Origin of the sequence: Mycobacterium sp. E2699, from assembly GCF_001666745.1 — a bacterium.
Lineage (GTDB): Bacteria > Actinomycetota > Actinomycetes > Mycobacteriales > Mycobacteriaceae > Mycobacterium.
On the sequence record NZ_LZJH01000050.1, the window covers coordinates 22482 to 42242 of the forward strand.

14 protein-coding genes and 2 pseudogenes are annotated in these 19761 nt (G+C 69.7%); 7 read left to right on the plus strand and 9 right to left on the minus strand.

Annotated elements, in window-relative coordinates:
* The first annotated feature begins 10 nt into the window (after positions 1–10).
* Positions 11–1504 (plus strand): hypothetical protein, encoded by a 1494-nt coding sequence (locus A5696_RS06925; protein WP_197516906.1) that lies wholly within the window; start codon positions 11–13, stop codon positions 1502–1504.
* Between the two features lie 162 nt (positions 1505–1666).
* On the plus strand, positions 1667–2992 hold the full coding sequence (locus tag A5696_RS06930) for a UDP-glucose/GDP-mannose dehydrogenase family protein (protein WP_067875497.1): 1326 nt from the start codon (positions 1667–1669) through the stop codon (positions 2990–2992).
* Positions 2993–3013: 21 nt separating this feature from the next.
* Here the strand turns inward: A5696_RS06930 and A5696_RS28825 are convergent.
* A pseudogene (locus A5696_RS28825) lies at positions 3014–3849 on the minus strand (PE family protein); the annotation flags it as partial.
* A gap of 100 nt (positions 3850–3949) precedes the next feature.
* Between A5696_RS28825 and A5696_RS06940 the strand changes: the two are divergent.
* Genes A5696_RS06940 through rfbA form a run of 3 tightly spaced genes read left to right on the plus strand, consistent with a single transcriptional unit; the run spans position 3950 to position 5993 of the window.
* Entirely contained in the window at positions 3950–4705 is a 756-nt protein-coding gene (locus A5696_RS06940) for a maleylpyruvate isomerase family mycothiol-dependent enzyme (protein ID WP_067875439.1), read from the plus strand.
* A 28-nt stretch (positions 4706–4733) separates the two neighbouring features.
* Entirely contained in the window at positions 4734–5102 is a 369-nt protein-coding gene (locus A5696_RS06945; protein ID WP_067875442.1) for a nuclear transport factor 2 family protein, read from the plus strand.
* A gap of 21 nt (positions 5103–5123) precedes the next feature.
* A complete protein-coding gene (gene rfbA / locus A5696_RS06950; RefSeq protein ID WP_067875445.1) occupies positions 5124–5993 on the plus strand; it encodes a glucose-1-phosphate thymidylyltransferase RfbA in 870 nt (289 codons plus the stop codon).
* Here rfbA and A5696_RS06955 read toward each other — a convergent pair.
* Positions 5941–7224 (minus strand): YibE/F family protein, encoded by a 1284-nt coding sequence (locus A5696_RS06955; RefSeq protein ID WP_067875448.1) that lies wholly within the window; start codon positions 7222–7224, stop codon positions 5941–5943. The two genes, rfbA and A5696_RS06955, sit on opposite strands and share 53 nt — an antisense overlap.
* A 35-nt stretch (positions 7225–7259) precedes the next feature.
* A pseudogene (locus A5696_RS06960) lies at positions 7260–8548 on the minus strand (pyridoxal phosphate-dependent aminotransferase).
* Positions 8549–8741: 193 nt separating this feature from the next.
* Between A5696_RS06960 and A5696_RS06965 the strand changes: the two are divergent.
* Complete coding sequence (locus A5696_RS06965; RefSeq protein WP_067875454.1) at positions 8742–9827, plus strand: PPE family protein; 1086 nt, start codon at positions 8742–8744, stop codon at positions 9825–9827.
* A 1082-nt stretch (positions 9828–10909) separates the two neighbouring features.
* Here A5696_RS06965 and A5696_RS06970 read toward each other — a convergent pair.
* From A5696_RS06970 to A5696_RS06990, 5 genes are all read right to left on the minus strand, one after another.
* On the minus strand, positions 10910–13783 hold the full coding sequence (locus A5696_RS06970; protein ID WP_067875458.1) for a (Fe-S)-binding protein: 2874 nt from the start codon (positions 13781–13783) through the stop codon (positions 10910–10912).
* A gap of 124 nt (positions 13784–13907) precedes the next feature.
* The gene (locus A5696_RS06975) at positions 13908–15596 is read right to left on the minus strand and encodes an Hsp70 family protein (protein ID WP_067875460.1); all 1689 of its coding nucleotides are present in this window, start codon (positions 15594–15596) and stop codon (positions 13908–13910) included.
* Positions 15597–15637: 41 nt separating this feature from the next.
* Entirely contained in the window at positions 15638–16195 is a 558-nt protein-coding gene (locus A5696_RS06980) for a hypothetical protein (RefSeq protein WP_067875462.1), read from the minus strand.
* A 35-nt stretch (positions 16196–16230) separates the two neighbouring features.
* The gene (locus A5696_RS06985; RefSeq protein WP_231964249.1) at positions 16231–17397 is read right to left on the minus strand and encodes a sensor histidine kinase; all 1167 of its coding nucleotides are present in this window, start codon (positions 17395–17397) and stop codon (positions 16231–16233) included.
* 22 nt (positions 17398–17419) lie between these two features.
* Positions 17420–18073 (minus strand): response regulator transcription factor, encoded by a 654-nt coding sequence (locus A5696_RS06990; protein ID WP_067875500.1) that lies wholly within the window; start codon positions 18071–18073, stop codon positions 17420–17422.
* A gap of 197 nt (positions 18074–18270) precedes the next feature.
* Here A5696_RS06990 and A5696_RS06995 point away from each other — a divergent pair, with 197 nt between their 5' ends.
* On the plus strand, positions 18271–18585 hold the full coding sequence (locus A5696_RS06995; protein ID WP_067875469.1) for a WhiB family transcriptional regulator: 315 nt from the start codon (positions 18271–18273) through the stop codon (positions 18583–18585).
* Here the strand turns inward: A5696_RS06995 and A5696_RS07000 are convergent.
* On the minus strand, positions 18582–19761 hold a 1180-nt coding region (locus A5696_RS07000), incomplete at its 5' end, for an alpha/beta hydrolase (RefSeq protein WP_067875472.1). The genes A5696_RS06995 and A5696_RS07000 overlap by 4 nt on opposite strands.

The window sequence follows — 19761 nt, forward strand, 5'->3', positions numbered from 1 at the left end:
TGGAGGAGCTATGGACACCGTTTTGGGCGTGTCGATGGCGCCGACGGCCGTCCGGATGGTGCTGGTCGAAGGTGAGAACGGCGACGGCGCCACCGTCGATGAGGACAATTTCGAGGTGGCCGCCGACGATGACGCGGCAACCGTCACCGCGGCCGACCAGGTGGTCTCGGCCATCCTGGGGACTCGCGAGGGTGCGTCCGAGGGCGGCTACCAGCTCGCATCGACGGGCGTAACCTTCACCGACCCGATCGAGGCGGCCGCGCTGCGCGACGCGCTCGCCGCCCACAAGGTCGAGAATGTGATGTTGGTCTCGGCCTTCCTCGCCGCGGCCGCGCTGGCCCAGACCGTGGGCAACCAGACCAACTACGCGCGCACGGCCCTGCTCTACATCGAGCCCGAGACCGCGACCCTCGCCGTCGTCGACAGCGCGGACGGGTCCGTCACCGACGTCTACCGGCAGCCCCTGCCCGCCGACGACGACGCGGCGGTGACGCAGCTGGCCTCCATGGTGTCCGGTGCCGAGGCGCTGGAGGCCCGGCCCGACGCCGTGTTCGTCGTCGGATCGGGCATCGACATCCCGATGATCAAACCGGCGCTCGAGGCGGCGACCACGCTTCCGCTGACGGCGCCCGAGGAGCCCGACACGGCGTTGGCCCGGGGTGCGGCGTTGGCGTCGGCGAACGCCCCGCTGTTCGCGTCGTCCACCGCGGCGCTGGCCTACGCCCAGGATCCCGGCACCGGCGCCATCGACCCGTTCGCGGTGGCCCCCGGCTACTTCGACACCCCGGCGGGTGGCCGAGTGGACGCGCTGGCCTACAGCGCCGTCCCCGACGACTTCGACGAGGCCTACACCGGCGCGCAAGAAACCCAGTTGGTCGGTGCGGGCTACCGCGAGCGCAAGTCCTTCAGGGTGGTCGGCAGCGCGTTGGCCGCGACCTTCGTCGTCGGCGTGGCGGCGCTGGTCGTTTCTCTGGCGATCGCGATGCGGCCGGCCGCGAGCGTGCGGCCCAGCCCCGATCACCAGGTCGTCGCCCCCACGCAGGCCGCTCCGGCGCCGGTGGCGCCGGCCCCGGCTCCCGCCGCACCGGCTCCCGCACCAGCGCCCGCGGCGCCGGCCCCGGCACCGGCCGAGGCTCCCGCTCCGGCACCGCCACCGGCCGCGGCTCCCGCTCCGGCACCCGCCCCTGTTCCCGAGGCGCCGGCACCGGCCCCTGCTCCGGTGCCGGCGGCCCCGGCCCCGGCCCCGATCCCTGAGGCCCCGGCTCCCGCGCCGCCGCCGGTGGCGCCCATTCCGGTACCGATCCCGCTGCCCATCCCGGGTATCGGCGGCCCGCCCGGTGGCGGGTTCGGCGGCCCGCCCGGTGGCGGGTTCGGCGGTCCCCACGGCGGCGGTGACGGCGGCGACCACGGTGGTGGCGGATTCCCTGGGTTCCCCGGCTTCGGCGGCGGCCATGGTGGCGGCGGCTTCGGCGGCGGTCACGGCGGGTTCGGGGGCCACCACTAGATCGACGGTGGCGACCCGCTTCGCCCGGCTACGCCGGCGATCGCCAGCTACGCCGCCCTCGCGACCGCCACTAGGCCTTTCGCGGCCAGCTGTCATCTGCCGTTTGCCTCCCGATCAGCGGCGCGATGCAGTTAGCTCATGGCGGCCACCTACACCGGTGGTATGCGATGCACCGTCTTTGGCACCGGATACCTGGGTGCCACGCATGCGGCAGGAATGGCGGAACTGGGACACGAGGTCGTCGGCGTCGATATCGATGCGGGCAAGATCGCCAAGCTGGCCGGCGGTGACATCCCCTTCTACGAGCCCGGTCTGCGAAAGTTGTTGACCGACAATCTGGCCGCCGGACGGCTGCAGTTCACCACCGACTACGACCTGGCGGCCGATTTCGCCGACGTCCACTTCCTGGGCGTGGGCACGCCGCAAAAGAAGGGCGAATACGGCGCCGACCTGTGCCACGTGCACGCGGTCATCGACGCCCTGGTGCCCCGGCTGGGCAGGCCGTCGGTGCTGATCGGCAAGTCGACGGTCCCGGTGGGCACCGCGGCCGAGCTGAACCACCGCGCCGCCGCGCTGGCGCCGCGCGGGGTCGACGTCGAAGTCGCGTGGAATCCGGAATTCCTGCGCGAAGGATACGCCGTACACGACACCCTGCATCCGGACCGGATTGTGCTTGGGATACAACCGGATTCGACGCGCGCCGAGACGGCGGTCCGAGAGCTGTACGGTCCGCTGCTCGACGCGGGGGTGCCCTTCCTGGTGACGGATCTGCAGACCGCCGAGCTGGTCAAGGTATCCGCCAACGCCTTTCTGGCAACCAAGATCTCGTTCATCAACGCCATTTCCGAGGTTTGCGAGGCCGCGGGCGCCGACGTCAGCCTGCTGGCCGACGCGCTCGGCTACGACCCCCGCATCGGACGCCAATTCCTCAACGCCGGACTGGGTTTCGGCGGTGGCTGCCTGCCCAAGGACATCCGCGCGTTCATGGCCCGCGCCGGCGAGCTGGGGGCAGACCAGGCGCTGACCTTCCTGCGTGAGGTGGACAGCATCAACATGCGCCGGCGCACCCGGATGGTCGAACTGGCCACCACGGCGTGCGGCGGTTCGCTGCTGGGCGCCAACATCGCCGTGCTGGGTGCGGCGTTCAAGCCCGAATCCGACGACGTGCGTGACTCGCCTGCGCTCAACGTCGCCGGGCAGCTGCAACTCAACGGCGCGGCGGTCAACGTGTATGACCCCAAGGCGCTGGACAACGCGCAACGGCTGTTCCCGACGCTGAACTACGCGGTCTCGGTCGAAGAGGCCTGCGAGCGCGCGGATGCGGTGCTGGTGCTCACCGAGTGGCGGCAATTCGTCGACCTCGACCCCGCCGACCTGGCCGGCCGGGTGCGGGCCCGCGTCGTCGTGGACGGGCGCAACTGCCTCGACGTCGCCCGCTGGGAGCGGGCCGGGTGGCGGGTGTTCCGGCTCGGGGCGCCGCGGCCCTAGCGGCGGCGTGCCCTACGCCAGCCCGGCATTACCCGGCGAGCCGACCAGCCCGCCCGTGCCGCCGTGGCCGCCGGCGCCGCCGTCGGGGGTGCCGATGCCGCCGTTGCTCGCGACGCTGAAGTCCCGCCGTTGCCGCCGGCGCCGCCGTCCCCGCCGGCGCCGCTCGTGGACAGGCCACCGGCCCCGCCGGCGCCGCCGGCGCCGAAAATCCCGCCGTTGCCGCCGGCGCCGCCGTGCCCGCCCGGGCCGGCGCTGGAGAGGCCGCCCGCGCCGCCGGCGCCCCCGGCGCCGAACAGCGCACCGTTTCCGCCGTTACCGCCGTTTCCCCCGACGGGCCCGGACCAGCCCGCGCCGCCCCCCCCGGCGGCGCCGAGCAGCCCGGCGGCCCCGCCATTGCCGCCGTTGGGGTGGCCGGCACCGCCGGAGCCGCCGGCCCCGCCGTTGCCGATCAAGATTCCGGCGTCCCCGCCGTTCTGCCCGGTTCCCGGCGCCCCGTTGGCGCCGTTGCCGATCAGCGGCCGCCCGAACAGCGCCTCGGTCGGCCCGTTCACCGCGTTCAGCAGGGTCTGCTGGACGTTGGCGGCCTCGGCGCCGACGTACGAGGCCCCGCCCGCGCTCAAGGTCTGCACGAACCGGTCATGAAACGCCGCCGCCCGGGCGCTCAGCGCATGAAACTCCTGCGCCTGGCCGGAAAACAGCGCCGCGACGGCCGCCGACACCTCGTCGGCGCCCGCGGCAAGCACCCGCGTTGTCGAGGCCGCGGCGGCGGCATGGGCCGCGTTCAGCGTGGTACCGATACCGGCCAAGTCCGAAGCCGCCGCCCCCAGCGCCTCCGGTGCAGTGATCACAAATGACATTTCCCCCCGCACCTTTCCTCAGGTCCTAGGACGGACGTTATCGCTCGCGCGCACCGAGCGCAGTGGATCGACGGCGTGGGGCCGGCGGTAGCCTGGCCGGGTGGACTATGCCGCCGCGTTCCTCGACGAGAACCGGGCCTTCGCTGAGCTTTTCCGTGCCGCCGACCAGTCGACGCCGGTGCCGACGTGCCCGGGCTGGACGCTGACCCAACTGATGCGCCACGTCGGGCGCGGTGACCGCTGGGCGGCGCAGATCGTGCGCGACCGGCTCGACCACTATCTCGATCCGCGCACCGTGGAGGGCGGTAAGCCGCCACCCGATCCCGCCGACGCCATCTCGTGGCTGCAGGGCGGCGCGCAGCGGCTCGTCGACGCCGTCGAGCTCTCCGGCGTGGAGACGCCGGTGTGGACCTTCCTCGGGACGCGCCCGGCGAACTGGTGGGTCCGGCGGCGGCTGCACGAGACGGCGGTGCACCGCGCCGACGCCGCCATCGCGACGGGAAGCGAGTTCACCCTCGGGGCGGATGTCGCGGCCGACGCGATCACGGAGTGGCTTGAGCGCGTGGCGATTCAGGCCGGAAGCGACGGGGCGCCGCTGCCGCTCGAGGACGGCGACACCCTGCACCTGCACGCCACCGATCCGGGGCTCGGAGCGGCCGGCGAATGGACGATCGGCGTCGACGGGGGAGCGATCACCTGGTCCCACGAACACGGCAAGGGCAGCGCGGCGCTGCGGGGCGGCGCGACGGAGCTGCTGCTGGCGATCGTCCGTCGGGTCCCGGTGGCCGACACCGGTATCCAGCTGTTCGGGAACGACGCCGTCTGGCAGAAGTGGCTGGACCGTACGCCGTTGTGATTCGGGTGGACACGGTACCTTGCTGACCATGACCACATCGGAGATCGCCACCGTTCTGGCGTGGCACGACGCCCTCAACGCCTCCGACCTGGACACGTTGGTGGCCCTGTCCAGCGACGACATCGAAATCGGCGACGCGCACGGGGCCGCGCAGGGCCATGAGGCGCTACGCCGGTGGGCCGGCTCCCGCGAAGGCGCGGCGGAACTGGGCCGGATGTATGTGCACGACGGCGTCGTGGTCGTCGAACAGAAGGTCAGCACCCCGGACGGGGGCGTCACCACCGCCGCGTCGGCCTTCCGGGTGGTCCGCGACCACGTCACCGCGGTGTTCCGGCACCGGGATTTGGCGGCGGCGCTGGCGGCCACGGAAGTGACCGAAGCCGACCTCGTCAATTAGCGCCCACTAGGAGAGGCAGTCATGCGCGGGATCATCCTGGCCGGTGGATCGGGCACTCGCCTGCATCCGATCACCATCGGCATCAGCAAACAGTTGTTGCCGGTCTACGACAAACCGATGGTGTACTACCCGCTGTCCACGCTGATGATGGCGGGGATCCGCGACATCCTGGTGATCACGACGCCCCACGACGCGGCCGGCTTCCAGCGGCTGTTGGGCGACGGCTCGCAGTTCGGCATCAACCTCAGCTACGTCCAGCAGGCCCAACCCGAAGGTCTGGCACAGGCTTTCGTGCTCGGCGCCGACCACCTCGGGAACGATTCGGCGGCGTTGGTGTTGGGCGACAACATCTTCTACGGTCCCGGGCTGGGCACCAGCCTCAGCCGCTTCCAAAACATCGACGGCGGAGCGATTTTCGCTTACTGGGTGGCCAACCCGTCGGCCTACGGCGTCGTCGAGTTCTCCGACGACGGCATGGCGCTGTCGCTGGAGGAGAAGCCGGCCACGCCGAAGTCCCAGTACGCGGTCCCGGGCCTGTACTTCTACGACAACGACGTGATCGAGATCGCCAAGAGCCTGAAGAAATCGGCGCGCGGTGAGTACGAGATCACCGAGGTCAACCAGATCTACCTCAATCGGGGCCGGCTGGCGGTCGAGGTGATGGCCCGTGGCACCGCCTGGCTGGACACGGGCACCTTCGACTCGCTGCTGGACGCCAGCGACTACGTCCGCACGCTGGAACGGCGGCAGGGACTGAAGGTCAGCGTCCCGGAGGAAATCGCGTGGCTGCAGGGCTGGATCACCGACGAGCAGCTGGCCGAACGGGCACAGACCCTGGTCAAGTCCGGCTACGGAGACTACCTGCTGGCGCTGCTGGAACAGCGACGCTGACCGGCTTTGCCAGTACCGCGGCGATCGCCGTCGTCAACGGCACCGACAGTGCCAGCGCGATGCCGCCGACCGCGGAGCGGGCGATCTCGATGGCCACGCTCTCGCTGATCAGCACGTCGCCCAGTGAGCGGTTGGCGACGCTGAACAACAGCAGCAGCGGCAGCGAGGTACCCGCGTAGGCGAGCACCAGCGTGTAGACCGTGCTGGCGATGTGGTCGCGGCCCACCCGGAGCGCGCCCAGGAAGATGGCCTGCCGCGACGTGTCACCGCCGAGATTGGCGAGCTCGAACACCGTCGACGCCTGCGTCACCGTCACGTCGTTGAGCACGCCGAGCGACCCGATGATGAACCCGGCGAGCAGCAGCCCGCTGATCGACACGTTGCCCAGATACGCCGACACCTGCGAATTCTGGTCGTCGGACAAACCGGTGAGATGTGCCAGATCGACTGCGGCCCAGGACAATCCGGCGGCGAGCAACAGCGCCGTCAGGGTGCCCAGCAGCGCGGCGCTGGTGCGCAGGTTGACGCCGTGGGCGAGGTAGATCACCGCGTAGAGGATGGCCGCCGACGCCACCAGCGCCACCGGGAGGGCCGGTGCGCCGTCCCGCAGCGCCGGCAGCAGGAACACCACCAGCACCAGGAAGGCGACCACGATGCCGACCAGCGCGAGCAGCCCCCGCCAGCGGGCCACGGCCACGACCACCACCGCGAACGCGACCGCGAGCGCGACCAGCGCCCAGCCGCGTTCGAAATCGTAGAACGCGTAGTTCGTCGTTCCCTGCTCGTCGACCTGCCGCACGACGCGGACGCGGTCACCCGGCGCGAAGTGCGGCTGGCCCGGGCCCGGGGAGGACTCCAGCAGCGTCTTGGCGCCGGCGTTCGGCCCGGAATCGATCGCGACGAGCGTCTGCACGCACCGCCCGGCGCCGGGCTGGGCCGGCTGCGGCGCGGTGGTGAGCACCTGGCTGGCCGACGGGCTGCCGCAGTCGCCGATGGCGCTCGACACCACGTGCCCCTTCTGGATGCTCGCGGAACCGCCGGACGCGTTCTGGAACGGCAGCGGGATGTCGACGTGCTGGCGGCTCGGCCACAGCAGCACCGCGCCGGCGATCACGGCCACCCCCATCGCGACCAAAAGCCCGACGACGATCTTGGCGGGCAGTGGATTCAGCGAAGCGGGGCCCCCGGACGGACTGCGCAGGCTGTGCGAGTGCGAGTGCGAGTGGGTCACCCGGTCGAGGGTAGAGGGCGCCGCTGCGAGCTTGCTTACTGCCGATAACTGCTCAGGAAGTTGCCCAGCCGCTCGATCGCGGCGGCGAGGTCGCGCGACCACGGCAGCGTCACGATGCGCAGGTGATCGGGCTCGGGCCAATTGAAGCCGGTGCCCTGGGTCACCAGGATCTTCTCGGACAACAGCAGCTCGAGGACGAGCTGCTCGTCGTCGGCGATGTCGTAGACCTCGGGATCCAGGCGGGGAAACGCGTACAGCGCACCTTCCGGCTTGACGCAGGACACCCCCGGGATCTCGTTGAGCTTGGTCCAGGCGACGTCGCGCTGCTCGAGCAGCCGGCCGCCCGGAAGCACCAGGTCCTCGATGCTCTGGTGGCCGCCGAGGGCGACCTGGATGGCGTGCTGCGCAGGAACGTTGGGGCACAGCCGCATGTTGGCCAGCAGGCTGATGCCCTCGATGAAGCTGCTGGCGTGGTCCTTGGGGCCGGTGATGGCCAGCCACCCGGCCCGATAGCCCGCGACCCGGTAGGCCTTCGACAGGCCGTTGAACGTCAGGCACAGCATGTCGGGCGCGAGCGAGGCCACGTTGATGTGCTTGGCGTCGTCGTAGAGGATCTTGTCGTAGATCTCGTCGGCGAGCAGAAGCAGCTGATGCTTGCGCGCCAGATCGACCATCTGCGTGAGGATTTCGCGACTGTAGACCGCGCCGGTCGGGTTGTTGGGATTGATCACGACCAGCGCCTTGGTCCGCTCGGTGATCTTGGACTCCAGGTCGGCGATGTTCGGCTGCCAGCCTTGGGTCTCGTCGCACAGGTAATGCACGGGGGTGCCGCCCGCCAGCGACGTCGACGCGGTCCACAGCGGGTAGTCCGGCGCCGGGATCAACACCTGGTCGCCGTTGTCGAGCAGGGCCTGCAGCGTCATCGTGATCAGCTCGGAGCACCCGTTGCCCAGGAAGACGTCGTCGACATCGAACCGGGGGAAGCCCTCGACCAACTCGTACCGGGTGACCACCGCGCGCCGGGCGGGCAGGATGCCCTGCGAGTCGGAGTAGCCCTGCGCGTACGGCAGGGCCTGGATCATGTCGCGCATGATCACGTCGGGCGCCTCGAAGCCGAACGGCGCCGGGTTGCCGATGTTGAGCTTGAGGATGCGGTGTCCCTCGGCCTCCAGCCGCGCGGCGTGCTGGTGCACCGGGCCGCGGATCTCGTACAGGACGTCCTGCAGCTTCGACGACTGCGCGAAGGTCCGCTGCCGGTGATGGCCGACCGGATGCACGGGCAGCTGGTGTGTAGTCACGACACTATGGTGCCATCGTTGTCCACCGAAATTTGCTGGAGACCTGATTCTGTGATCAACGCGCGCGCGGCGCGCGGCATTTTCACTATTCCCGATGTGAGTAAACACGCGTTACGCTCGTGTGGACGAATCGGGCACGTCGCCAAACCCGAGCCTGACCGAAGGGGAGGCCCGCATGCGTGGCATCGAGGCTCGGCTCGAAGCTTTGACAGGGTAGGCGTGGACTTCTGGGCCCCTCCCGAGATCACATCAGCCCTGATTCATTCAGGGCCGGGGCCCGGATCGTTGCTCACCGCTGCCAACGCTTGGCGCCAGCTGGCGGTCGAGCTGGGACAGACCGCCGCTGACCACGCCTCCACAGTGGCGCGCATTCCCTGGCACGGACCGTCAGCGACGGCGATGACGCTCTCCACCCTTCCCTACGTCACCTGGCTACACACCACCGCAGCCCAGGCCGCCCAGATGTCGATGGCGGCCACCACCATGGCCGGCTCGTTCCTCGACACCCAGGCAGCAGTCGTGCATCCCAGCGTGGTCGCCGCCAATCGCGCGCACCTGGCTCACCTGATCGCGACAAACTTCTTCGGCATCAACTTCCCCGCGATCGCCGCAACCGAGGTTCAGTACCTGCAGATGTGGGCGGATAACACGACCGCCATGCTCGGCTATCAAGCCACCAGCCTGCAGACCATGGCGATGCCGACGTTCAGCCTGCCGTCCCCGATGACCACTCCGACCGCCACGGCGGCTCAAACGGCCGCGGTGTCCGCGGCGGCAGCACCCGCGCAATCCGGTTTCTTCTCCAACCCGTTCGTTCAGACCGTCAACGGCTATCTGCAGAACCTGGTCAGCAGCGGCCTTTTCAACCCACAGTCCTTCATAAGCCTGGTTACGAGCGGCCACGATTACTTCCCCGGTCAGTACCCGGACATCCTGGCCGCCACCCCGCGCAACCTGGCCATTGCCTACAACCTCACCGGTCCCGAGGCCGTGGGAGGCGCTCCCAACGTCTACGCTGCCGCTGCCTATGCGCCCGCTGAGACTTCTGTCACCGCGTCAATGGGCAAGGGAATGTACGTCAGCAACCTCGTGGTCCCGCCCTCGGCGGTCACCTCCCCGATCCAGCTTGCCGCCGCAGAGGCACCGCTGGTGGCGACGACAGCCGACGGCACTCCGCTGATCCCGATGTTCGTCCCGCCGATGCCGCCGGGCGCACGTAAGGCCCAGCAGGATAAGCCGGCAGAGAAAGGCTACGGACCGCCGATCTTCGGCACGATCATGCGCCGACCGCCGGCAGGCGGATGAGACAGAGGATCACGACGCCGGATGTGTCATCAGCGCAATCAAAGACCAGGGACCGCCCCGCCCGGCCAACCTCCGCGCCAGGCTGTGCCAGATTCCGCAAGCGACCCCGTTACGGAGTTGCCGACTCGCCGGCCCGACCTCCATTGGGAGGCGCAGACTTTCGGACCCAGAAGTCCCGGCAAATTTGGCCCAGCTGTCCATAAAGAGGGCTGGCCTGGCAATCGTTTTGGTATCTGTGCGCGGGGTCATCGGCCGGGGAGTTGTCGACGCAGGCCTGGTGGGCGACGGGATCGGCGATGCCGGCACAGGGATCGTCGGCGCGTGCTTGTGGTGCTGGAAAGCAGAGGGACGCCAGTGCAATGGCCGCTCCCGCCGACACGCCCATGACTGCCCTGTTCATTCAGAGCTTCCTTTCGTGACCCCCTGATGGCCGCCGGGTTGTCGCACTCCAGCATCGCCCAAAATCATTGCCCTGGCACGCGAGGTTTTTCCGACGCGTTGCCGCATTCCGCTGATCAGAGCGGCGTGGTTCTAAACCTCTCCGGATAACCGCCCTCATTGACGGGCGCGTGCTTTCGGAGCGAGAAGTTACCCACAAATTTGGCCCACCTGTCCGTCCAGGGGGCTCGCTCCCTCACAATCACCCAGTTGGTATCTGCGCATGGGGTTATCGCGCGGGGGTCTGTCAATGCAAGCCTGGTGGGCAGCGGGATCGGGGATGCTGGCACAGGGCTCGTCGGCGTGCGCTCGTACCGGTGGGATGAAGAGGGGTGCCAGTGTTATCGCTGCCGCGGCTGAAACGCCGATTATTGCCCGCTTCATCAGTTCTTCCTTTCGTAACCCCCTGATCACCGCGTCGTTGTCGGCACCGCCACAGTGTCGCACTTTGCGGCGCCGCTCACAGTGCAACTGATCCCGGCCGGCCGCGCCGCGCCGATCACGCTCACCTGGCCGACCGATAGGTGACAAGACACAAGTGGTGGCGGGGTGACGAATGGGCCCTCGGTGTCTACGCCACTGAGAACGCCCGCACCAGCGCATATGCTGGCGAGGGCCGTTCTCTGAGAGACCTCAGTCTGTGATCAACGCTTGCCCGGCGGGCGCGCGCCGCGCGCGATGCCCAGGCCCTTTACGGGGGTTTCGGGCTTTGCCGCGTCGCCATCGGGCTGCGTGGACGGCTCCGGCTTTTGCTCGGGCTCGGCCTTCTCCGCGGGTTGCCCGACCGGCGCCTCCGCCGCCTTGGCGGCGGGTGCGGCCTTCCTGGCACCGGGTCGCTTGGCGCCGGCGGCGATGCCCAGGCCCTTCACCGGCGCGGCGGGAACCGCAGGCGCCTCGGGTCCAGCGGCCGGAGCGGCGGGCTCGGCGGGTGCCTCGGTTGCTTTCGCCGCGGGCGCGGCCTTCTTCGCGCCGGGCCGCTTGGCGCCGGCCGCGAGGCCCAGTCCCTTCGCGGGAGCGGCCGGAGCGGCCGGAGCGGCGGGCGCCTCGGGGGCCTCGGCTTTGGCGGCCGGCGCGGGCGCGGCTTTCTTGGCGCCGGGCCGCTTGGCCCCGCCGGCGATACCCAACCCCTTGGCGGGGGCCGGGGCGGCCTTCGCCGGCTCGGTGGCTTTCGCCGGCTCGGCGGCCTTCGCGGGCTCCTCCGCCTCGGTCGGCGCCTCGGCGGGCGCGGTCGCGACGGCGGCCTTGGGCGCCGCGGCGGCGCGCTGCTCGGCTTCCTTTGCGGCCGTGCCCTTTTCGGGCAGCGTCGCCTTGTCGTACTCGAGCGACCCGAGCAGGATCTGGGCCACGTCGAGCACCTCGACGCCGCTGCGACCGGCTTCCTCCTGCCGGTCGTTCACACCATCGGTCACCATCACGCGGCAGAACGGGCAGCCGGTCGCGATGGTCGCTGCCCCGGTGGCCAGCGCCTCGTCGACGCGTTCGTGGTTGATGCGCTTGCCGATGTGCTCTTCCATCCACATCCGGGCACCCCCGGCGCCGCAGCAGAAGCTGCGCTCGGCGTTGCGCGGCATCTCGGTGAGGTTCGCCCCGGACGCCTCGATCAGCTCGCGCGGCGCCTCGTAGACCTTGTTGTGCCGGCCCAGGTAGCACGGGTCGTGGTAGGTGATGTCCTGGGCGACGGGCGTCACGGGCACCAGCTTGTTGTCCCGGATCAGCCGGTTGAGCAGCTGGGTGTGGTGCAGCACGGTGTAGTTGGAGCCCAGCTGCCGGTATTCGCGGCCCAGCGTGTTGAAGCAGTGCGGGCAGGTGACGACGATCTTGCGGTCGACGGTCTCGACGCCCTCGAAGAGCCCGTCGAGGGTCTCCACGGCCTGCTGGGCCAGCTGCTGGAACAAGAACTCGTTGCCCGACCGGCGCGCGGAGTCGCCGTTGCAGGATTCGCCCGTCCCGAGCACCAGGTACTTCACCCCGGCGACGGCCAGCAGCTCGGCGACGGCCTTGGTGGTCTTCTTCGCCTTGTCGTCGTAGGCGCCCGCACAGCCCACCCAGAACAGGTACTCGAAGCCGTCGAAGCTGTCGACGTCCTCGCCGTAAACCGGCACGTCGAAGTCGACCTCGTCGATCCAGTTGGTCCGGTCGGCGGCGTTCTGCCCCCACGGGTTGCCTTTGGTCTCAAGGTTTTTGAACAGCACCGACAGCTCGGAGGGGAACTCCGATTCCATCATCACCTGGTAGCGGCGCATGTCGACGATGTGGTCGACGTGCTCGATGTCCACCGGGCACTGCTCGACGCAGGCGCCGCACGTCACACAGGACCACAGCACGTCGGGGTCGATGACGCCACGCTGTTCGAGGGTGCCGACCAGCGGCCGGGTGGCCTGCTCCGGCCCGGAGCCCATGACGCGCCCGAAGCCGGACTCGGGGACGTGGTGTTCCTCGGCGTGCTTCTCACCGGCCAGTTCCTCGCCGAGCCCGCCCTCCGGCGTGTTCTCGGCGGGCGTCTCCTTGTCACCGAGGATGTACGGCGCCTTGGCCATCCAGTGGTCGCGCAGGTCCATGATGACGAGCTTGGGGGATAACGGCTTTCCGGTGTTCCACGCCGGGCATTGGGACTGGCAGCGCCCGCACTCGGTGCAGGTGGCGAAATCGAGCATCCCCTTCCAGCTGAAGTCCTCGATCTTGCCGCGGCCGAATTCGGCGTCGTCGGGCGGGTTTTCGAAGTCGATCGGCTTGCCGTCGGCCTCGATCGGCAGCAGCGGGCCGAGCCCGTCGGGCAGCCGCTTGAAGATGACGTTGATCGGCGCCGTGAAGATGTGCAGGTGCTTGGAGTGCAGCACGATCAGCAGGAACGCCAGCATGACACCGATGTGCAGCAGCAGCGACACCGTCTCGATGGTCTCGTTGGCCGGCTGGCCGAGCGGGCGCAGGATCGCTCCGAACAGATGCGACAGGAACGCCGGCTTGCCGTAGGGCAGCGTGCCGTTGTTGACGGCGGAGCCACGGACCAGCACGTAGGTCCAGATGACGTTGAAGATCATGAACAGAATCAGCCACGCGCCCCCGGTGTGCGAGCCGTAGAACCGGGACTGCCGGCCGTATTCCTTCGGCTCGCTGCGAAGCCGGATGATGGCGAAGGTCGTGATGCCGAGGAAGACGGCGGTCGCGAAGAAGTCCTGCAGGAAGCCCAGCGCGTCCCATCGGCCGATGATCGGGATGTGGAAGTTGGACTGGAAGAGCAGCCCGTAGGCCTCGATGTAGACGGTGAGCAGGATGAAGAAGCCCCACATGGTGAAGAAGTGCGCCAGGCCGGGAAGCGACCACTTCAGCAGCTTGCGTTGCCCGAAGACCTCGGACAGCTCCGCGGAGACCCGCCCCGGAATGTCATCGGTGTGCCCGGGGGCGGGTTTCCCGGAGGTGACCAGCTTGAAGAGCCACAGGACCCGCCGTGCCGCGAAAAGGAGCACGAGCAACGTCATGCCCATGCCCACGACCAGTCTGATGAGCATCTGCGTGGTCACAAAAAATCTCCCCGATGCATAGTCACTCTGCCTGCTCTGCTTCCCGATCAGCCCTGCTCATAGTTACATCTCCGCCGCTTTCGGTGCGAGATAGGCTGCCCTAACTTACTGGCGGCCGGCCGCGTCAGTGCCCGAACGGCGGCTGAGGGAGGGGCAGCGGCAACGGGCGCTGTCGCGTGGTGGTCGGCGCGGCGGTCGTGGTCGGCGCCGCGGTCGTGGTCGGTGCGGCGCTCGTAGTGGTTGGCTGGGCGCTGGTGGTCGTCGGCGCCGCCGTCGTGGTGGGCGCCTGGCTGGTGGTGGTGTCGGGCGGCTGCGTCGAGGGCTGCGGCGGCGGCGGGAGCACCGTGACGGTGGTGGTGCCGTTCGGCGCCGTGATCGTCTCTGTCTGCGATGTTTGCGGCGGCGCCGGTTCGTTCGGGGTGTTGTTGTTCACCGGGTTCGGTTTCGGGTGGCCCAGGGTGAGCGCCAACACCACCGCGACCAGTATCGCCGCGGCCGCGCCGACAACGCTGAGCACCAGCGCGGTGCGTTTGTACCAGGGTAGCGACGCCGGGGCGGCGGCGTAGCGGCCGCTGTCCGCGGGTTCCAATCCCGTTGGCTCCCGGCTGTATTCGCCCGTCATGTCGGGTCCCGAGTACGGGACCGGCTCGGCGGCGTCGTCTTCGTCCTGCGACCAGGCCAGCGGACTGGCGCCCTCGGCGGCCCGGGCGGTCTCCACCGTCTCGGTCGGGCTCTCGACGACGGGACCCGCCGCCGTCGCGAGGCCCGCCGCGGCCTGCTGCTCGCCGAGCACCGCCGCGCCGACGGCGGCGCTGAAGGCGGGCTGCGGTGCGACGTGCACCGGCGCTTGCAGGCGCTCGGACAGGCGCGCACTGATCAGCGGGATGTCGGCGCCCCCGCCGACGGCGGCCACGGCGGCCAGGCTGGAGCGCTGAATCCCGTTGCGCTGCAAAGTGTCTTCCACGGAGCTGACGAGTCGGTCCAGCGGTGGGGAGATGAGCTGGTCGAGTTCGGAGCGGCTGAGCCGGACCTCACCACCCGGACCCGCGATGGTGGCGACGGTCGCCGCCGACAGCCGCTCCTTGGCGCGACGGCAGTCCGCGAGCAGGCGCGACTGCGAGCCGATCCGTGCGGTGCTGGCCAGGGCGCCGCCGTCGCCCTCCCCGGGCCAGGCACCGGTGGCGTCGGAGGCACCCGCGCGCACGTACTGCAGGACGAGCTGATCGATCGCGTCGCCGGAGAAATCGGTGTAGCGCACCGACGGCCCGATCTGCCGGAAGTTGGATCCGGCATCGACCAGGGTGACGCTCGTCCCGGTGGCGCCGAAATCGCACAGCGCGACGACGCCGTCGGCCGGAAACCCCGGCCGGGTGCGCAGCGTCGCCAGCGCGGCCGTCGCATCGGAGATCAGCGCCGGCGCCACACCGCCGCGGGTCAGGTCCCGCTGGGCGAAGAACTCCTCTCGCAGCGCGGTGGTCTGCGCTTCGGACCAGTACGCGGGGACCGCGACGGTTACCGGTGTGCCGTAGCCGACCGCGCGGGCCATCGCCTCGATCGCCTCGACCGTCAGTACCTCGCCGAGGTACTTCGTGCCGTCGGCGGCCACCAACGGAGCCCGGTCGCCGACCCGTTCGACGAACCCGCGCAACACCAGCCCGGATTCGGTCAGGTTCGGGTTTTCTTCGGGCAGCCCGATCTCCGTCGGCCGGTTCTCGAACAGCGTCAACACCGCGCTGCGAACCACCGGAGCACCGGTCCCGCGGGCCGCAACCAGGTTGGCCGCGCCGATCGACAAGCCCAGCGACTCGCTCATATCGCACACCCCATTCCAGCGAGTCTATGAGCGTGGCGCCGTCACCCGATGCCGGGCGGCAGCGTGATCACCGTCGGGACCTCGGGGATGGTGATCACCGACGGCAGCGACGGCAGATGGTGCCGATGCGTCGGCTGCGGCTGGGTGGGCTGACGTGTCGGCTGCTGCTGGGTGGGCTGCTGGACCGGCGGCTCGGCCGCGCTGCTGGTGGGCGGCGGCGCGGGCGACTCGGTGGTGGTCGGAGGCGGCGTGGTCGTGGTCGTAACGGTCGTCGCGGTGGTGCTGCTCGTGGTGCTCGGGGTGTGGCTGGTGCCCTGACCGCCTTGAAGCAGCTGCATGAGCCCGTAGACGATCAGCGCCAGCAGGATCAGGACGGCGATCACCCACGCGATGATCCCGACGGGTTTCCGGTACCAGGGGGTGGGTTCGTGTTCCTGGTCGAACGGGTCGACGGCCTCGACGGGCTCCGGCTGGTCGGCCGGCATTTCCGGTGGTGGCGGGGCTTCGTCCCCCGCTGGTGGGGGTCCGCCCAGGCCGCCGTAGTTGCGATACTGCGTCTGCTGGTTGTGGAAATCGTCGGGTGGGCCGTTGCGTGCCACAAAACCGATGGTACTGACCCCGCCTGGGGCCCGGCTCAGTCGGCGCCGGCCGGCGCGGTCACCGACGCCCGCGTACCACCGCCGACCGTCGACGTGACCTTCAGCGATCCACCCATCGCATCGATGCGGACCGCCAGCGACGCCAGGCCGATGTGCCCCTGGGCGACGCATCGTTTCAGGATGGCCGGGTCGAACCCGGCTCCGTCGTCGACGACGCTGAGCGTGATGACGTCGCCCGCTCGGGCGAGGCTCACCCGCACGGTGCTCGCCCGCGCATGTTTGTTCGCGTTGGCGAGCAATTCGCGGGCCGCCCGGTACAACAAGGACTGCGACCGGGGGCGGCCGACCTCTCCGAGGTCGGCTTCGACGGTGAAGTGGCCGCGGCGCTCGTAGTCGCGAATCAGCTCACGCAGCGCGGCGGTCAGCCCCACCGCGGTGAGCACCTGGGGATGCAGCGCGGTGACGACGCTGCGCAGCTGGGCTGCGGTGTCGTGGATCGCCTGGACGGCGGCGTCCAGTCCCGGGTCCGTGTACCGTTCGCGGACGGCATCGAGCTCGAGGCGCGCCGCGAGCAGATCCTGCAGCGGCCCGTCGTGCAGCCGCTCGGCCAGCGCCCGGGCGTTGCGCTCGTCGGCGCGCATCGCCTCGGTGACCAGCGTGCGGCGCATGTCGAGCAACGCCGCCACCCGGGCCGCGGCGCGGGTCAGGAAATAACACAGCGCGGTCATCGCCGCCGCCAACCAGAGCAGCAACCCGAAATGCGTGTACACCACGCCCGGGAGCTCAACCGTGTCGTCGCGCTTGGAATAGACGAACCACACGCCGAGATATCCCACTGCGGTGGCGATTCCGACGGCGGCCGTCAGCGCCGGGCGGTCCTGGAACGCCACCGAGATCGGCAGCAGGAAGAACACCGGCAGCAACGCCACGGTGGCCCCGCCGGAGACCACGCACAAGGCGACCACCGTCAGCACGTCGATGCACGTCGATGCCCAGCCGGCCCACGACGGCACCGGTCCGCGCAGCACCACCACCACCCACAACAGCGCGGCGACGCTGTAGGTGCCGAGGATCAGGGCGTAGGCCAACGGGAGCCAGTGCTCGACCTCCCACACCGACACCAACAGGACGATCAAACCGATCAGCGGCAAGCGCAGAAACGCCGACAGGCGGACGGGCTCGGCCGCCACGAAGTCGACCATTCGAGCCAGCGGGCGGGCCATGCTATTCGAGCAGCCCGCGCCGCATCGCCGCCGCGACGGCCGCGGCGCGGTCGCTGACGCCGAGTTTCTCGTACAACCGCTGCACGTGGGTCTTGACCGTGGACGGCGCCAGGTACAGCTCGGCGGCGATCGCGGGGATGCTCAGACCCTGGGCGATGAAATCGAGCACCTCGCGCTCCCGGGGGCTGAGCACCGGCGGCTGCGCTTCGCCGCGCCTTCGGATCTCCCCGGCCAGACCGGCGGCCAGGGCCGGCGACACCACGTCGCGGCCCTCGGCGCAGTCGAGAACGCCTTGGACGATCTCGTTTTTCGTCGATTCTTTGGGCAGGAATCCCGCGGCGCCCTCCGCCAGCGCCTGGAAGACGATCGCCGATTCGTCGTGCGCCGAGAGCAGCAGCACCCGGGTCGGCAGGTCGTCGGCCCGCACGGCGGCGGCCACCTTGGCGCCGTCCATCCCGGGCATCCGGTAATCGAGCAGGGCGACGTGCGGCAGATGGGTCTTGATCAGCTCCAGGGCGGCGATGCCGTCGTCGGCCTCGGCGACCACATCAACCTGGCCGCTCGACGTCAGCGCGCGCACCACACCATCGCGGAACAGCGGGTGATCGTCGCCCACCACCACACGCACTTTCTCGGTCGTTGCCCGGCCGACCATGCCGATCAGTGTCACACACGGGTACCGCCGTTTCCCCCGATCGGGGGAACGTGCGATTCATCCCGCGCTCGGACTGGTCGGCGGACAGACAGCGTCGGGCCGCTTCGGAATAGTGAGTGCGGGCCCGCGAGCACCGCCGAGGGGATCGTGGGCCCGCCGCCGCAGGGGGGTTTCAACCGCGCACAGGAGTGCCCAGCATGGATGGAACCACCGCCCACAGCGAATGGGCCGACGACTCCCGCAACTCATGGGTGTCCAAGGCGCTATGTCGCACCACCGATCCCGACGACCTCTTCGTCGCCGGCGCGGCGCAACGGAAAGCGGCCGCCATCTGCCGGCACTGCCCCGTCGTCGCCGAGTGCCTCGCCGACGCCCTCGACAACCAGATGGAGTTCGGCGTGTGGGGCGGCATGACCGAACGCCAGCGGCGGGCGTTGCTCAAGCAGCACCCCGAGGTGGGCTCCTGGTCGGAGTTCCTCGTCACCCGGCGGAACCGGCGTAAGACCGGCTAGATGCCCAATTCCTGGTCGATCTGCGGCCAGTATTGGGGACCGTCCGGGGTGAGGATGATCCAGTCGTGGATCTGGCCGTTGGCCAGCACGAAATTGATGGGCGCCCCCGCCAGGGCGGCGTCGTGCTGCAGGACGAGCGTGTCGGGTGCGAGCGAATCCAGGTTGCCCGAGTAGACGTATGTCGGCGGGAGTCCGCTGAGGTTCCCGTATAGCGGGCTCACCTCGGGGTTGGTCACGGGCAGCCCGGCCGCCCACTCCCTGCCGATCACCTGGCCGGGCGGCACGGGAATCAGGGGGTCCTGGACGAGCGCAATATTGGGATTGGTCATCCCCACGTCCAGCCATGGGGACAGCAGGACCATCGACGACGGGACGGGGGCGAGCGGGTTCTGGGCCAAGGTGTATTCCTCGGCCGCCAGCGCGAGGTTGCCGCCCGCCGAGTCACCGATCACGCTGACGTGCGGCGCCCCGTGCGCTGCGATCTGCGAGTTGATGAAGCCGGCCATGTTGGGCACCACCGTGCCGGCGGTGCCGCCCTGCTGCAGCAGCGGGTAGATCGGCACCTCGATGGTGGCGCCGGTCTGGTAGGCCATCACGGTGTAATCGAGCCAGTGGAAGATCGAGGGCGCGAAGATGAACGCGCCACCGTGAATGCCGACCACGTAGTCGCCGTTCGGATGAGCCGGCGTGATCTGCACGACGGGCATCCCGTTATAGGTCGTGTGCTGCACCGTTTCGCCCATCAGCAACGGCAACAACCGCGGCGGCGTGTTGCTGAGGCCTATCCCAAGCAGCGGATTGTTTCCGGTAAACAGCTGTAGCAGTGGGGAATTCGGCGATTCGATGTAGTTTTCGAGCCCGGAGAAGGCCAGGAACGGTTTCACCGGGTACAGCGCGGCCTCTTCCAGCCTGGTGGCCAGCGAGGGGCCGCCGGTGAAAGTCCCCCCCTGTGTTGCCGAGAAGGGCGGCGCGGCGGGCGCCCCGAAAATGGTGCCGACGACCGTGGTGACGACCTTGTTGACGCCGTTGGCCACCGTGGTGGGCGCCTGTTGAATCCCCAGCTCCACCGAGGCGAAAGCGTTCTGCAGCGCTTGTTCCCAGTTGCCCAGCTGCGCGACCGTCGCCGACGCGCTGGCGTGGTAGCCGCTCATCGCGGCGACATCCTGGGCCCACATC

Coding starts and splice junctions, on each gene's coding strand:
- A5696_RS06990 (WP_067875500.1), bottom strand. CDS start 18,073: ATGGTCGGCCGGGCAACGACCGAGAAAGTGCGTGTGGTGGTGGGCGAC.
- A5696_RS06985 (WP_231964249.1), bottom strand. CDS start 17,397: ATGGTCGACTTCGTGGCGGCCGAGCCCGTCCGCCTGTCGGCGTTTCTG.
- A5696_RS06930 (WP_067875497.1), top strand. CDS start 1,667: ATGCGATGCACCGTCTTTGGCACCGGATACCTGGGTGCCACGCATGCG.
- rfbA (WP_067875445.1), top strand. CDS start 5,124: ATGCGCGGGATCATCCTGGCCGGTGGATCGGGCACTCGCCTGCATCCG.
- A5696_RS06945 (WP_067875442.1), top strand. CDS start 4,734: ATGACCACATCGGAGATCGCCACCGTTCTGGCGTGGCACGACGCCCTC.
- A5696_RS06975 (WP_067875460.1), bottom strand. CDS start 15,596: ATGAGCGAGTCGCTGGGCTTGTCGATCGGCGCGGCCAACCTGGTTGCG.
- A5696_RS06995 (WP_067875469.1), top strand. CDS start 18,271: ATGGATGGAACCACCGCCCACAGCGAATGGGCCGACGACTCCCGCAAC.
- A5696_RS06925 (WP_197516906.1), top strand. CDS start 11: ATGGACACCGTTTTGGGCGTGTCGATGGCGCCGACGGCCGTCCGGATG.